Source organism: Rhodoferax sp. RT4P68, from assembly GCF_056521305.1.
In genome coordinates, this window is record NZ_JBWMBB010000009.1 from 77,736 (window position 1) to 92,099 (window position 14,364).

Consider the following 14,364-nt stretch of genomic DNA (forward strand, 5'->3'; position numbering starts at 1 on the left):
GAGCACCCCATGGACTTCGAGCGACTCAGCGGCGACCTGAAGGATCTGCGCCGGCGCAACCAGGGGCTGGGCCTGGCGGTCGGCGCCTTGGCCGCATGCCAGTTGATCGCACTGGCTGTGATCCTGGCCCTGCTCGGCACGGTGCGCACGGTGGTCGTGCCGCCTACGCTGCACAAGAGCTTCTGGGTCGACAGCGGCCGGGCGTCGAGCGAGTACTTGGAGCAGATGGGCAGCTTCGTCGCCTGGCTGGTGCTGGACGTCACGCCCAGCACCATCGACTGGAAAAAGGACATGCTGCTGGGCTACGTGGACCCGGCCCAGTACGGCGCGCTCAAGACGCGCCAGGAGGTCGAGGCCGAGCGCCTGAAGCGCATCAACGCCACCACGGCCTTCGCACCGCAGCAACTGGTGGCCAGCGAAGACGCCCAGAGCCTGGTCGTGCGCGGTCGGCTGCGCACCCTCGTCAATGGGCATGAGACCGGCAACGACCTCAAGGCCTACCGCATCGAATTCAGCCATGCCGGCGCGCGCATGCACCTCGTCGGTTTCCAGGAGGTGCCCTATGCGGTCAAGTGAGTTGGTGGGCGAACGCAGCCCCCACGCGGCGGCCACGCCACCCCCCGCCGCGGCGGGTCAGATCTCAGGCTCAACACAACGGCGTGCCCCAGCGCAACGCACGACCAACTGGCCTCTGCTGCCCTCGGCCCGCCGCATCCTGGCCATCACCGCCCTGGCCTACGGATTGCCCGCCCAGGCACTGCAGATGGTGGAGGCCAGCGACGGCGTGGCGGCCGAAGCCATCGTGTCGCTGAAGGAGCCGACGCGCCTGCGCATCGAAGGCATGCCGATCACCGATGTGTTCGGCAACATCCACTCCAGCCATTGCGGGCCGCCGAGCGCAGTACCGGGGCCGGCCCTGCCTGCCACGGCGACTGGCAGTGCCATGGCCGGCAGCCTGAGCGCGCCGGTCAACCCGGCCGGTGACGTCATCGTCGCCTGCGACCGCGACAAGGGCGAGATCTACCTGCGGCCCGTCGGCACCGGCACGCGGCCCATCAACCTGTTCGTGTCGTCGGCCACGGCCACCTACACGCTGCTGCTGCGCCGCGCCGACACGCCGGCCGACACCATCGTGATCCGCGACAAAACGCCCCGTGCGCTGCGCCCCCCAGGCCCCGAGGCCGCGCCCGCCGGCCCTGCGCCCAACCATGTGCGCACCATGAAGGCGCTGCTGGTCGCCATGGCCACTGACCGGCTGCCGTCGGACATCCGCGTGGAGGAGACGCAGCGGCCACTGCAGCTGTGGGCTGGCACGCGCTTCACGCTGATGCGTCTGTATGAGGGCCGTGGCTTCGTCGGCGAGAAGTACGCGCTGCAGAACATTGGCGCCGCGCCCATGGTGCTGGCCGAGCAGGAGTTCGACCGGCCGGCCGGCGGCGGGCCCGGTGGCGAGATCGCCGGCATCGCCATCGAGCACCACAACCTGCGGCCGGGCGAGTCCACCAGCGTCTATGTGCTGCGGCGTGGGGGCACGCGATGAACGGACCCACACCGCATGTCGGCCCGCACGCTGGTGCAACGCACCCCCAGCGTGGCCCTCTGCACCAGCGGCTGACGCCCCGGCAACGCCAGTACGCGCTGCTGGCGGCCATCGTCGCCGGCGGCGTGTTGCTTCTGTGGCTGGTGTTCAGCTTCTCGGCCGCGCAGCCCTCGACCGGACCAGCACGCCAGCGGCCAACCCTGCCGGGCGACGTCACCAACATCGGCATCATGCCGCCCGGCGCGCAGGTCAACCCGGTCGACCAGTGGGTTGGAACTGCCGGCCGCAAGCTCGCGCAGTACGAATCCGAACGCGAGGAACAGGGCCGGCTGAACAAGGACCGCCAGACCTTCGAGGCCCGCACGATGCAGCGCTTTGCGGAGCTGGAGCAACGGTTGACGGTGGGACAGGCAGCGGCCAAGCCGGTGCCGGCAGCAGCACCAGCATCGGCACCTACGCCCTTACCCGCGCTTGCCGCTGCGCTGGACAGCCCGACTGCCATGCCGCCAGCCGCCGCGCTGCCACCTCGGCTGCCGGCCACGGGCAGCGGCGGCGCCATGCCGACCGGATTGCCGCCCCCGCTGCTCGCCCCCGCAGCACCTCCTCTGACGGTCATCACGCGCGTCACGCTGGCCGAGCGCCGGCCCGCCGGTGCGGATGCCGACGGCGCCGCAGGCCGCAGCACCGACGGCAAGCAGGCGAAGGACACCCCCCGCACCGTCGCCACCTACCTGCCCGTCAGCTTCACGCGCGGCATCCTGCTGGGCGGGCTGGACGCGCCCACGGGCGGCCAATCGCAATCCAACCCGCACCCGGTGCTGATCCGCCTGTCCGACAACAGCGTGTTGCCGAACCAGTTCCGTGGCGAGTACCGCGAGTGCTTCGTCGTCGCGGCCGGCTACGGCGACATCAGCTCCGAGCGCGCCTACCTGCGCACGGAAAGCCTGTCCTGCGTGCGCACCGACGGCGCCATGCTGGAGGCGCGCATCCAGGGCACAGTCTATGGCGAGGACGGCAAGGTCGGCATGCGCGGCCGGCTGGTGACCAAGCAGGGGCAGATGCTGGCCAACGCGCTGCTGGCCGGCGTCGTCAGCGGCATCGGCCAGGGCCTGTCAACGGCCAACACCAGCTACAGCAGCTCGCCGCTGGGCACCATCGCCAGCACCGACAGCAACGCCGACGCCTACCGCGCGGGACTGGGCAGCGGCGTCGGCAAGGCCCTGGACCGGCTGGCGCGGTACTACATCAAGCTGGCCGAAAACACCTTCCCGGTGATCGAGGTCGATGGTGGCCGGCAGATCGACGTGGTGATCACCAAGGGCGTGCGCATCGACGTGCCGATGACGGCCCTGGCCGGTGCCGCCACGCGCCACGGCGGCACGCCTGGCCTTCGCAACCTGGAGCCCACCGATGACCAAGCCTACTGACTGCGGCCGGCTGCACATTGGCAGCCATCCGACGCTGGCGCTCGCAGTGCTGATGACCAGCATGCTGTCCGCGCCGTCGCCCACGCTGGCCGACACCGAGGCAGAACGGTTGCTGGGCACGCTGCGCCAGGCCCACCCGGGCACGCAGTTCACCGAGGTGGCCCGCACGGAAGTGCCGGGGATCTTCGAGGTCTGGATGCACGGCAACGTGGCCTATGTCGCGGCGTCCGCGCCACGCTACTTCCTGTTCGGGCGGCTGTTCGACACGCAGGACATGCGCGACCTGACCGGCCCGAAGCTGGCGCAGCGCGCTGACGGGACGCCCGTCGACCCCAGCGATAGTTCACCCACCGTGGCCATCAACCAGTTGCCGCTGGCCGATGCCATCACGGTCCAGCGCGGCAACGGGCAGCGGAAGATCGTGGTCTTCAGCGATCCCAGCTGCGGCTATTGCAAGCAACTCGAAGCCGAACTGGCCACGCTGGACGATGTGACTGTCCACACCTTCCTGGTGCCGTTCCAGGGTGAGGCGCGGCCGGTGGCCATCTGGTGTGCGGCCGACCGTGTGCAAGCCTGGCACCAATGGATGGTGCAGGGCAATGCCAGCACTCTGCAGCCGAAGCCGGGTTGCCAACACCCGATCGCGCGCAACCTGGCGCTGGCCCGCACCCTGCGCGTGCAAGGCACGCCCACGCTGTTCTGGGCCGACGGTTCGCGCACCGATGGCTATGTGGACCGCACGGTGCTGCAGGCCAGGCTGGCGGCAGCGGGCCAGGGCGCAGCCTCCACGGCGGAGCGGCGGCCATGAGATTTGCCTTGCTTCTTGGCACGTCCCTGCTGCTGACCGGCTGCGTCAACATGTCCGGGCTGGACGGTGAGTCCCGCTATGCCTGCGCCGCACCGGACGGTGTGGCCTGCGACTCGGTGGCGGGCACCTATGCCAACGCGCTGCACCACAACCTGCCGAGTCAGCGCACCGGCGCGCCGTTGACTGGGCCGGGTGCAACGAGATCGGCAGGCGCGGCATCACCTTACACGGATGCACCACCGCGCCCGGTGCTGCAGGGGGCCTTGCCAGCAACGGGCGACCCCGTCGACGAACCGCGACCCGGCGCCGCCCTGCGCTCGCCCGCACGCGTGCTGCGCCTATGGACCAAGCCCTGGGAAGATGCCGATGGCGACCTCTGGGACCAGGGCTATGTCTACGTGCAGGTGGAAGGCGGGCGCTGGCAGCTTGACCGTGTGCAGCAGCGTATTCGCGACCGTTACGTGCCGCTGCGGCCACCACCGAACACGCCCGTCAGCGCGCCACCGCCCGGCGGGTCCCGGGACACCCCTCCTGCAGAGGCCGAGCCGTCCGGCGATTCGCTGACGGAGAACCTCTCGCGCGGTCTGCCCTCCTCGCCCTTCGGCCACTTCCCGACGCTGCCCCGGCTACCGGCACTGCCGGCACTACCGCCACTGCAGGGCCAGCCCGGCGCACGCCAGCCTTGATCCTTCAGGGACGCCCACCATGCACACCGACACCACCGCTGCACGCACCCCCCGCACCGCCTGGCCCTGGCACTTCGACGCCACCACGCCCGCCGAACAGTTCGCCGGCTGGCTGCCCTACGCCGGCTACCTGGCCGAAGAACGCCTGTTCGTCAACCGCGACGGTCTGGGCTTCCTGCTGGAGCTGATGCCGCAATCGGGCGCCGACGAACGCATGGCCGAAGTGCTGGTGTCGCTCTACGCCAACTGCCCGCCACAGACCGGCCTGCAGTTCCACCTGTTCGCCTCACCGCACATCCGCCAGCAGTTGCGCCAGTACACCAACCTGCGTGTGGAAGACGCCGACCAAGCCGAGCGCGCCCAGCCGTTCGGCCGGCCCGTACCTGACGAGAACCTGTTCCGCAAGCTGGCGCGCCAGCGCGTGCACCACCTGCTGCACGGCACGCAGACCTCGCTGACCTCAGGCTTCCACTACACGCTGCGCGACTTCCGGTTGATGCTGAGCGTGACGGTGCCGGGTGAGGGGGAAGACATGGCCCGGCGCGAGGCCCTGCTGACGCTGCGCGACTCCATCGCCGCCACGCTGCGCTCGGCCATGCTGCCCAACCGCGTCTGCGACGCCAGCGACCTGATCAACTGGTGCGCGCTGTTCACCAACCCCGACCGCATCGCGCATTCGGACCACCCGGACCTGAACTTCGACGACGACCGCCAGCTGCACTACGACGAAGGCCGCGAGATCCGCGACCAGATCGTGGACTTCGACACCATCCAGGACCCGCACCCGGGCGGCCTGACGTTGTGGAAGGAAACCAGCGCCGACGTGTTGGAGGCGCGCTTCTATTCGATCAAGAGCTTCCCGGAGCGCTTCGCGCTGTGGCAGATGGGTTCGCTGATCGGCGACCTGATGCAGCCGGCGCTGCAGTACAGCGCGCCGTTCCTGATCACCCTGGGCGTGCACATGCTGGACCCGAACGCCACCAAGTCCATCGTCACGGCCAACCACGTGCGGGCGACGCAGAACGCCAAGTCCAAGATGGCCGACGTGATGCCGGACGTGCGCAAGAAGCTGGACGACTGGGCGGCTGCAGCGAACGCGGTGGACACCGGCGGCAGCCTGGTCAGCCTGTACCACCAGCTGGCGATCTTCACGCACCCGGACAAGGCCGCCGCCGCGCACGAGGCCGCCAACGCCATCTGGCGCGCCCGCGGCTTCCAGCTCAACGCCGATGCCTACATGCACCGCCAGGCGCTGCTGGCCAGCCTGCCGATGACGCTGAGCCCGCGCATGCACAAGGACCTGGCCAAGATGCGCCGCGTCACGCGCAAGACCATGGCCAACGCCATCCACCTGGCGCCGCTGATCGCCGAGTGGCGTGGGACGCGCACGCCGGCCCTGGTGTTCGGCGGCCGGCGCGGCCAGCTCATGACGCTGGATCTGTTCGACAACGACCTGGGCAACTACAACTTCGCGATCATCGGCGCGCCAGGGTCCGGCAAGTCGGTGCTCATGAACGAGCTGGCCTGGTCGTACCGCGCCATCGGCGCTAAGGTCTGGATGCTGGATCTGGGCCGGTCGTTCGAGAAGCTGTGTCGCAAGGCCCGTGGCACCTACATCGAGTTCCGGCCCGACGTGAACCTGTGCCTGAACCCGTTCACGATCGTGCGCGACATCCACGAGGACATCGACATGCTGGTGCCGGGTATCGCCAAGATGTGCTCGATGCAGCACCAGCTGGACGAGGTCCAGTACAAGGCGATCTCGGCCATGGTGCTGCAGCTCTGGCGGGCGCACGGGCAGGACCTGACGGTCACCGGCCTGCGCGACGCTTTCAAGACCGGCAGCATGCCCGAGTTGGGTGTCGTCAACGACCAGCGCATCAAGGACCTGGCCCTCATGCTGAACCCGTATGCGCGGGGCGGGCAGTACGAGCGCTTCTTCGAGGGCCAAGCCAACGTCGACTTCAGCAACGACTTCGTCGTCATCGAGAACGAGGAACTCAAGCGCCGGCCGGACCTGCACGCCGTCGTCAACATCCTGCTGCTGCACCAGATCACAGGCGAGATGTACCTGACGCGGAATCGGCGCAAGGTGTTGTTCATCGACGAGCTCAAGCAGCAGCTCGGAGACATCGGTGCCGACGACCCGGTCAAGGCCGCCGTGGTGGAGGAAGCGGCACGCCGGGCACGCAAGTACGGCGGTGCGCTGGGCACGGCCACCCAGAGTGCCGACGACTACTACGGCTCGGCGCAGATGGAGGCGGCCTTCAACTGCTCGGACTGGGTCTTTCTGCTGCGCCAGAAGCCCGAGTCCATCGAGATGCTGGACCGCAAGGGACGGCTCACCATGGACGAGCCCAAGAAGCGGTTGCTGAATTCGTTGCGCACCGAGGCCGGCGCGTTCTCGGAGCTGTACATCTCCTCTCCCGTCGGCGAAGGGGTGGCGCGCAACATCCTGGACCCGGCCACGCACCTGCTGTTCTCGAACAAGCTGGAGGACAACGCGCCGATCGACGCGCTGCGCGCGCAGGGGATGTCGATCGACGAGGCGATCACGGAGCTGCTGCGGCAGCGGGGGCTGGTGCTGTGAACCCGCTGCTGCCACATGCGCTTGCTACCGCCACGGTCTCGGCGTTGATCGCCGGCGCGGGCCTGGCGGCCTACGACCGCTGGGTCTTGCGCCCGGCGCTGGCCATCGGGACGGTGGACCTGGCCGAGGTCTACCGCGCCAAGGAAGCGCAGTTCACGCAGCTGCTGACCGCCAACGGCAGCGAGGAGCACAAGCAGCAGGCGCTCGCCATGGCACGCAGCTTCTCGCAACGGCTGCCGGCGGCGCTGGACGAACTCCCGCGCGAGTGTGGCTGCCTGGTCGTCCTGCGCACGGCCGTGGTCGGCAGCCCGCACGCGCTGGACCTGACGCCGGCGTTGCGGCGCAAGGTGGAGCTGCCATGAGCCACGAACTGGCTCCCCCTACCGCCTCCCAGTCGCGCCGCTGGATGGACCTGCGCGGTCTGCTCGACCACATGCGCCTGCGCTGGTACGTGTACGCGCCGGTTGTCGTCATCTGGGCCTTCGCGTACACCCGCCTGTTCGTCGACCCGACGCCGCGGCTGCCGCTGCTGTTCAACTGGACGCCCAGCCTGCCCTACCACGTGGCCTGGCTGCATAGCAGCACAGGACCACCGCAGCGTGGCGATCTGGTCGTGTACCGCTTCGACGGGCCGGCGCAGACGCGCTACCCCGGCCTGCGCGCGCAGCCCTTCTTCAAGCGCGTGTGTGGGCTGCCGGGCGATATCGTGACGGTGCAGGACCGGCTGGTGCGGGTCAACGGTGCGTCTGTCGGCCTGGCCAAGACCCACGCGTTCGACCGGCAGCCGCTGGCGCCGATCGCGCCGCTGGTGATTCCTGCCGGCCACTACTTCGTGCAGGGCACGGCCGCCGACAGCTTCGATTCACGCTACCGCGACAGCGGGCTGGTGCGGGCGGATCAAGTGCTGGGTGTCGTGGTGCCGCTGTTCTGAGGGGCCGAGATCATGCGGACCCACGCTACCAGCGCCACCGTGCCCCAGGCCACGCATGCCGCGCTACCCCTTGCTGCCATGCTTGGCTGCGTGCTGTCTGTCTGCGCGCACGGGCAAACGCTCGCCCAGACCAGTCCGGCCCAAGTCCCACCGACCACCGTGGCAAGTCCGTCCGCTGTCGATGACCGAGAGCTCGCCGACTACCTCGCTTTGCTGCAGCGCATCGCGCCGGCCTCGGAGACCGGCGCCCGGACGTACGTGGCCGCCGTCCGCCTGCGCTGTGGCCTGGCCCTGGATGCTGCAGGCCTGCGCCGCGCGATGGCGGTGGAAGGCGGTGATCCCGCGCTGATGGGCCTGATCCGCGCAGCGGCGACCCAAGACCGCATGGCCCGGCACCAGGCGGTAGCGCAGCTCCGATGCCCGCGCGAGCAGCGCAGATGACATCGCCCAAGTGCCGTCGATGGATCGCCGGGGCGCTGATCGCACCGGTGCTGTCGGCGCAGGCCATGGACCTCGGCACCCTCGGTCCGACCTACGCGATCACCGAACCGCATCTGCTGCAGATGATCGAACAACGCCTGCGCGAGAAGGGGCGTAGCGGCGAGCTGGACCGCATCGAACAGGAGGCCCGCGCGCGCGGCGTCGCAGCGGTGCGGCAACCCGCCGCCGTCGAAACCGTGCGCACCACCACCGTGGCGCGCAGCTTCCATGTCGATCCGAGCATCACGCTGGACCGAAACATCCTCGGCGCCCAGGGCGAGCTGCTGTTCGCCGCCGGCACGCGCGCCAACCCACTGGACGTCGTGTCGCTGTCCCGCCCGCTGCTGTTTTTCGATGCCCGCGACAGCCGCCAGGTCCGCCAGGCGCGCGCGCTGATGGCCCGAACTCCCGCCCGGGTCAAACCGATCCTGACAGGCGGCTCCTACCTGGACCTGATGCGGTCCTGGCGCGTGCCGGTCTACTACGACCAGCAGGGCCGGCTGACGCAGCGCCTGGGCATCGCCCAGGTGCCGGCGCTCGTGACGCAGGAAGGCCGGCGGCTGCGCGTCGACGAACTGGAGGTGGTGCCATGAGGCGGTTCTCGATGGCGACGTGGCGATGGCTGGCCGGACTCGTTTTGGCGGTCGGTGCCGCATCCGTCGGCGCGACCACCTGCACCGGCAAGTTCCCGAACCCGATCACCGACATCTGCTGGAGCTGCATCCTGCCGATCAGCATCGGCGCGGCCCGTGTCGGCAACTTCGGCGACCAGGAGGACATTGCCAATCCCACGACTCCGCTGTGCAGCTGCGGCGTGAACCCGGTGCTCGGCCTGTCGGTCGGCTTCTGGGAGCCGGCGCGCCATGTGGAGGTGGTGCGCAAACCGTTCTGCCTGAGCGCACTGGGTGGCATCGGCCTGAACCCGGGCCTGCCCGCGCCCGAGGCCGCACGCTTCACGCGCCCGGAAGGCGATGGCGATGGTGGCAGCTTCTACCAGGCGCACTACTACGCGAACCCGGTGCTGTACTACCTGGGCGTCGTGGCGGATTTTCCGTGCCTGGAGCCAGGCGCGTTCGACCTGGCCTACCTGACGGAGGTCGACCCGCTGTGGGCCGACGACGAGCTGAGCCTGATCTTGCATCCGGACGCGCTGCTGTTCGCCAACCCCGTCGCCGTCGCGGCCTGCGCGGCCGACTGTGTGGCTGCCAGCACCGGGTTCGGCATCCGCGAGCTGTTCTGGTGCGCCGGCTGCCAGGGCGGCATCTACCCCATGAACGGGCATGTGCCTTACCACCTGGGCGGCGTGCGCACCGCCGCGCTGATCGCGCAGCGCCTGACCGCCAAGCTGCACCGCGAGCTGATCGCCTGGGGCTGGCACGGCACGCCGGGTCTGTGTGGGCCGTACTTTGCGCCGGTCATGGACAAAACGGCCTACAAGACGCAGCTGACGCATCCGATTCCGAACACGGCCCAGGAGGCGGGCAAGTGCTGCCAGCCGTTCGGCCGCACCACGGTGACCTGGGGCGCCGGCAAGGAGTTTCCGGTGCGGGGCGAGGACTTCGGCTTCATGCTGTTCAGGAAGAGGAACTGCTGTGTGGGGTACTGATCACCTTCGCACGAGCAGCCGCAGCGTGCGATTGGCGCGCCACGCGGGAGCCCTGGCGGCCCTGGCTTGGTCGGCGCAAGCGAGCCCGCAGGCGCCGACCATCACCGATGCCGACATCGACCGTGTCAGCGGCGAACAGCCGGTGCTGATGGAGCGTGACATCGACGAAGCGCGTCGCCGGCACGTCGGGACGGGCGTGGTCGCGTCGGACCCTGCGGCAAGGTCTGCACCACTCCGGCTCGACGCCCTGCCCCAACCACGCACGACCAGACCCCTCGACCTGGAAGCCATCGCGCGCGGCTACGGTGCGTCCACCGCGTCCATCGGCACGGCAGCCGGCCTGCACCCGGGTCCGGGCCTGATCGTGTTCATCAGCCTGACGGTGCCGCGGCCCACACTGGACCGCCTGCTCGACCAGGCCGCACGCGCCGGTGCTACGGTGGTGTTGCGCGGCTTCGTGCAGGGCTCGCTGCGCACCACGGTCACCGCGTTGCACGGGCTGATCGGCCAGCGCCAGATCGCCGTGCAGATCGATCCACCGGCCTTTGACCGTTTCGCGATCACGCACGTGCCGAGCTTCGTGCTGGTGCGCGACGGCGCGCGCCCGGTCTCCTGCGCCAGCGGCACCTGCGCGCCGCCCGAGGCTTTCGTGAAGGCGGCCGGCGACGTCAGCCTGGACCATGCGCTGGACCACATGCAGCGGGCTGCGCCGGCGTTTCAGGCCGACGCCGCGCCGTTCCTGGCCCGGCTGCGGCCGTGAGGGACCGGTCATGCGGCAGCGTCTCCTGTCCTGCCTGCAGCGTGCGGTCGTGTGGTGCACGCTGGGTTGCTTCGTGGTAACCCAGGCGGGCGCGCAGTCAGGCGCCCACGCAGAAGGCATGGCCGCAGGCCAGGCGGTGCAGTCCATCGTCCGCGGCCACATCACCACACCGGGCGCTTCGGCCGTGGTGCCGGGCTACACCGCCGCACCGCCCGAGCGCGCGCACTATGGACAACCCAACCTGTCGGGCGCCAGCAGCAACCGACTGGCCGCCTGCGCGCTGACGCCCGGCGAGCCGGTCTGCCAGGCCCTGCTGGGTGCCCAGGCCTCAGCCCAGACAGCGCGCGCGCCCGTCCTCCCGACCGACCCCGCCGTGCTCGGGGCACGCCGCGTCGCGGCGAACCCTGGTGCGGTGCTGGAAGACCTCGGCAGCTTCTACAGCGGCTGCCAGGTCGACACGGTACCGACGGCCGCGACAGAGCCGCGGATCTGCCGCCAAGGGGCGGGCGTGGCCACTGCGGCGTGCGCGCGCACGCTGACCGTCGAGGTCGAGCGCACAGACAGTTGCGCCCCCGGCTCGTGGTCCGTGCTGGCCGGATCCAGTGACCTGCAACTCGCCGTGCAGTGCCTGCCCGACCATCCACAACAGCGCTTGCGCGCGCAGGATCGCCAGTCCGCGCCGCTGTACTTCAACTTCGATGTGGGGGCCGCACGGGTGTTCCCGCAGCCGCTGCAGCCGCTGTCCCCGACCGCATGGGGGGACACCGCGCGCGCGCTGTGGATCGTCGACGACGTCTGCAACGGCCACGACTGCCAGATGACGGGCTATGTGGCGGAACCGTCGCGACGCGTCTGCCGCACCGAAGGCGAGTCGGCCGAGGTCTGCACGGACGAACCCCCCTTCATCGAGGACGCCCGCCGCCTCGGCGCCGGCTACCGCGTGAACCCGCTGTACGGGCACAACCCGGCGCTGGCGCTGCGCTTCACGCGGCCGCACACGACCGTGACGGAAACGGACCGCTGGGACGATCGGTGCCCGGTGGCGGCCAGCGACAGCCGGTGCCGCGTTACGACTGCGGCACGCTGCGTCGATGGCCCGGCGACCAAGCCGATCGACGGCGTGCCCATCACCCGGGCCTGCTGGCGCTACGACACCGCCCTGTCCTGCCATTCCGGTGCCGCGACCGATGAATGCGCCCCGCTGGCGACGGCAGGCTGCACGCCGACCGCCTCCGTGTGCCGCCAGACGAATCCGGCCACCGGCGCCTGCGACCTCACCGAGAACACCTACGCCTGCCCCGTGGCCCGCGCCACGACGGCCTCGGCGCGCCACTGTCCCACCGACGTGTTCTGCGTGGCCGGCAGTTGCTTCAGCACCGCACATCTGCCGGACGCCGACGTCGCGCGTGCGATGACCTTTCTCGAAGCCGCACGCGAGGCCGGGGTCTACCTGGACGCCGACCGCCTGGAGGTGTTCCGTGGCGAGCCGAACCGCTGCCGGGACCGCTTGCTGAAGAACTGCTGCATGACCGACGCGGCCGGCCGCAGCATGTCCAACCAGAGCATCTACGGTGTCGGTTCGCGGCTGGTCTACGACGTGTTGATGAATGCGGGCAACCGCGAATTCCTCTACCACGGCACGCAGGCGCTGCTGACCAGTGGCGGCTTCAGCGGCAGCTTCTCCAGCTACGGCGTGACCGTCGCCTTGAACGGCACCGCCCTGCCCGCCGGCTCGTCCGTGCTGTACGCCGGCGAAAGCCTGGTGGTCGCCTTCGACCCCTGGAGCCTGGTCATCGCCATCGTGGTCTATGTCGTGATGGCCGCGCTGTCGTGCGATGCCGAGGAAGGCCAGCTGGCCATGAAGGAAGGCGCGCGCTTGTGCCATGCCGTGGGCACCTACTGCTCGTCGTGCATCCGCGTGCACGGGCGCTGCGTGTCCTGCCGGACCACCACCACGAACAAGTGCTGCTTTAACTCGGCCCTGGCTCGCATCATCCAGGAGCAAGGCCGCCAGCAGCTGGGCAAGTCGTGGGGCGGCGCCGGCAACCCGGACTGCTCGGGGTTCACCGTCGCGCAGCTGCAAAGCCTGGACTTCGGGCGCATGGACCTCAGCGAGTTCTACGCCTCCATCGTGCCGACACTGCCGAACGCGGCGGCGGTTCAGGGTGGGGCCATCGGCAAGGCCAGCCAGTGCACCTACGGCGAGGGGCGGTGCCCATGACAGCCCGCCAGATCGTCGCCCTGCACGTCGCCGTGCATGCCGCACTCCGTGTCGCCCTTCGTGATTCGCCGCGCCTTGCCGTGGCGCTGGCCACGTTGCTGGCGCAGGGGGCCGCACGCGCCGAGCCCGCGCGCAGTCCGGTGGCGGATGCGCGACCGGTGATGCTGGCGGCTCTGCAGTCGTCGGACGGCACGGCGCATGGGGTGCTGACCGGGGCGATGGCCGAAGCGATCACACAGAAGTTCCGGGCCAGCTCGCCGATCTTGATCGACGTGTCGACCGTCAAGCGCTACCAGCAGACCGGTTGCAGCCGCCTGAAGGTCCTGGTCTGGCAGGACGGGGTGCATCTGCCCGGCGCCGCCGCACCACGTCGGCAGACCATCGAGTTCGGCATCGACTACTGCCTGGATGGGCTGCCTCCGCGCTCGCGGTCCTGAGGTGTGGCATGGCTTCCTGTTTTGCTCGTCTCTCCCCGCTGCTGGCCAGTGCGTGGCTGTCCACGGGCGTGGCGCTGGCCCAGACTCCGCCCCCGAGCTCCGACGGCGTCCAGCCGCCGTACTGGGTTGACGCCTGGCGCGGCTGGCACTTCTACGAAGAGCCGGCTGCAGATGCGGACAGCGCCGTTGCTCCTCTCTTACCGCGAACCCCTGCGGCGGCGACACCACCCGCACGCCCGGCCGAACTCGTCGCCTTCGAACGGCTGCAGAAGCGCCTGGAGGACACCCGCCACATCGCCATCATGCGGCCGACCGAGGCCAACGTGCGGCGCTACATGGAGCTGGAGATGCAGGTCGTCAGCCGGGCCTCGTACTTCGCGGACGTGGCGCAGCGTGTGGCCTGGGCCACGCCAGCGCTGGATCCGACGCTGCACGGCCGTCCTGTCAACGCGACCGCGCTCGACGTGTTCGAACGCCAGCAGCAGACCGAGCGCTCCGCTTCCGTGGCGCGCCTGAGCCAGGACCACGTACTGTTCTTCTTCTTCCGCTCGGACTGCCCGTACTGCCACGCCTTCGCGCCCGTGCTCAAGGCGTTCGAAGCGCGGCATCGCCTGCAGGTCGTGGCCATCAGCGTCGATGGCGGTCCGATGTCGGGCTTCCCGCATTCCCGCCCCGACAACGGCATTGCCACAACGCTGCAGGTCAGCCAGGTGCCGGCGGTGTTCCTGGCGCAACCCAGTTCCGGAACGATCACCCCCATTGGCTTCGGCGTGCTGTCGGAGTCGCAGTTGCTGGAACGCATTTCGATCGTGACGTCGCCGGAGAACCGGGCCATGCTGCCCGGCACGGCGCGTCGGCTCTCATTGCCGTAGGAGATG

Annotated in this window: 15 protein-coding genes; all 15 read left to right on the forward strand. The window is 69.8% G+C overall.

The window, feature by feature from the left end:
- Positions 1 to 9: 9 nt before the first annotated feature.
- Genes traE through traF (AC099J_RS19445) form a run of 15 tightly spaced genes read left to right on the forward strand, consistent with a single transcriptional unit; the run spans position 10 to position 14,358 of the window.
- A complete protein-coding gene (traE, locus tag AC099J_RS19375; RefSeq protein ID WP_479616916.1) occupies positions 10 to 576 on the forward strand; it encodes a type IV conjugative transfer system protein TraE in 567 nt (188 codons plus the stop codon).
- Entirely contained in the window at positions 563 to 1,540 is a 978-nt protein-coding gene (locus AC099J_RS19380) for a type-F conjugative transfer system secretin TraK (protein WP_479616917.1), read from the forward strand. Before traE ends, AC099J_RS19380 begins: the two co-directional genes overlap by 14 nt.
- Positions 1,537 to 2,967 (forward strand): TraB/TrbI/VirB10 family type IV secretion system protein, encoded by a 1,431-nt coding sequence (locus tag AC099J_RS19385; protein WP_479616918.1) that lies wholly within the window; start codon positions 1,537 to 1,539, stop codon positions 2,965 to 2,967. The genes AC099J_RS19380 and AC099J_RS19385 overlap by 4 nt, the downstream gene beginning before the upstream one ends.
- Positions 2,951 to 3,775: a DsbC family protein gene (locus AC099J_RS19390; protein ID WP_479616919.1), complete on the forward strand. Its 825-nt coding sequence runs from the start codon at positions 2,951 to 2,953 to the stop codon at positions 3,773 to 3,775. The genes AC099J_RS19385 and AC099J_RS19390 overlap by 17 nt, the downstream gene beginning before the upstream one ends.
- Positions 3,772 to 4,461 carry a TraV family lipoprotein gene (locus tag AC099J_RS19395; RefSeq protein ID WP_479616920.1) on the forward strand — a complete coding sequence of 230 codons (690 nt, stop codon included), beginning with the start codon at positions 3,772 to 3,774 and terminating at the stop codon, positions 4,459 to 4,461. Before AC099J_RS19390 ends, AC099J_RS19395 begins: the two co-directional genes overlap by 4 nt.
- A gap of 19 nt (positions 4,462 to 4,480) precedes the next feature.
- Positions 4,481 to 7,051, forward strand: a complete 2,571-nt coding sequence (traC, locus tag AC099J_RS19400; RefSeq protein WP_479616921.1) for a type IV secretion system protein TraC — start codon at positions 4,481 to 4,483, stop codon at positions 7,049 to 7,051.
- The gene (locus tag AC099J_RS19405) at positions 7,048 to 7,413 is read left to right on the forward strand and encodes a hypothetical protein (protein ID WP_479616922.1); all 366 of its coding nucleotides are present in this window, start codon (positions 7,048 to 7,050) and stop codon (positions 7,411 to 7,413) included. Before traC ends, AC099J_RS19405 begins: the two co-directional genes overlap by 4 nt.
- The gene (traF, locus tag AC099J_RS19410) at positions 7,410 to 7,982 is read left to right on the forward strand and encodes a conjugative transfer signal peptidase TraF (protein WP_479616923.1); all 573 of its coding nucleotides are present in this window, start codon (positions 7,410 to 7,412) and stop codon (positions 7,980 to 7,982) included. The genes AC099J_RS19405 and traF (AC099J_RS19410) overlap by 4 nt, the downstream gene beginning before the upstream one ends.
- 39 nt (positions 7,983 to 8,021) lie before the next feature.
- Positions 8,022 to 8,423, forward strand: a complete 402-nt coding sequence (locus AC099J_RS19415; RefSeq protein ID WP_479616924.1) for a hypothetical protein — start codon at positions 8,022 to 8,024, stop codon at positions 8,421 to 8,423.
- Complete coding sequence (gene traW, locus AC099J_RS19420) at positions 8,420 to 9,055, forward strand: type-F conjugative transfer system protein TraW (RefSeq protein ID WP_479616925.1); 636 nt, start codon at positions 8,420 to 8,422, stop codon at positions 9,053 to 9,055. The genes AC099J_RS19415 and traW overlap by 4 nt, the downstream gene beginning before the upstream one ends.
- On the forward strand, positions 9,052 to 10,068 hold the full coding sequence (locus AC099J_RS19425) for a TraU family protein (RefSeq protein WP_479616926.1): 1,017 nt from the start codon (positions 9,052 to 9,054) through the stop codon (positions 10,066 to 10,068). The genes traW and AC099J_RS19425 overlap by 4 nt, the downstream gene beginning before the upstream one ends.
- A gap of 25 nt (positions 10,069 to 10,093) precedes the next feature.
- A complete protein-coding gene (gene trbC, locus AC099J_RS19430) occupies positions 10,094 to 10,828 on the forward strand; it encodes a type-F conjugative transfer system pilin assembly protein TrbC (protein WP_479616927.1) in 735 nt (244 codons plus the stop codon).
- Between the two features lie 10 nt (positions 10,829 to 10,838).
- The gene (locus AC099J_RS19435) at positions 10,839 to 13,049 is read left to right on the forward strand and encodes a conjugal transfer protein TraN (protein WP_479616928.1); all 2,211 of its coding nucleotides are present in this window, start codon (positions 10,839 to 10,841) and stop codon (positions 13,047 to 13,049) included.
- Positions 13,046 to 13,486, forward strand: a complete 441-nt coding sequence (locus tag AC099J_RS19440; protein WP_479616929.1) for a hypothetical protein — start codon at positions 13,046 to 13,048, stop codon at positions 13,484 to 13,486. The genes AC099J_RS19435 and AC099J_RS19440 overlap by 4 nt, the downstream gene beginning before the upstream one ends.
- Before the next feature lie 8 nt (positions 13,487 to 13,494).
- The gene (gene traF / locus AC099J_RS19445; RefSeq protein ID WP_479616930.1) at positions 13,495 to 14,358 is read left to right on the forward strand and encodes a conjugal transfer protein TraF; all 864 of its coding nucleotides are present in this window, start codon (positions 13,495 to 13,497) and stop codon (positions 14,356 to 14,358) included.
- Positions 14,359 to 14,364: the final 6 nt, after the last annotated feature.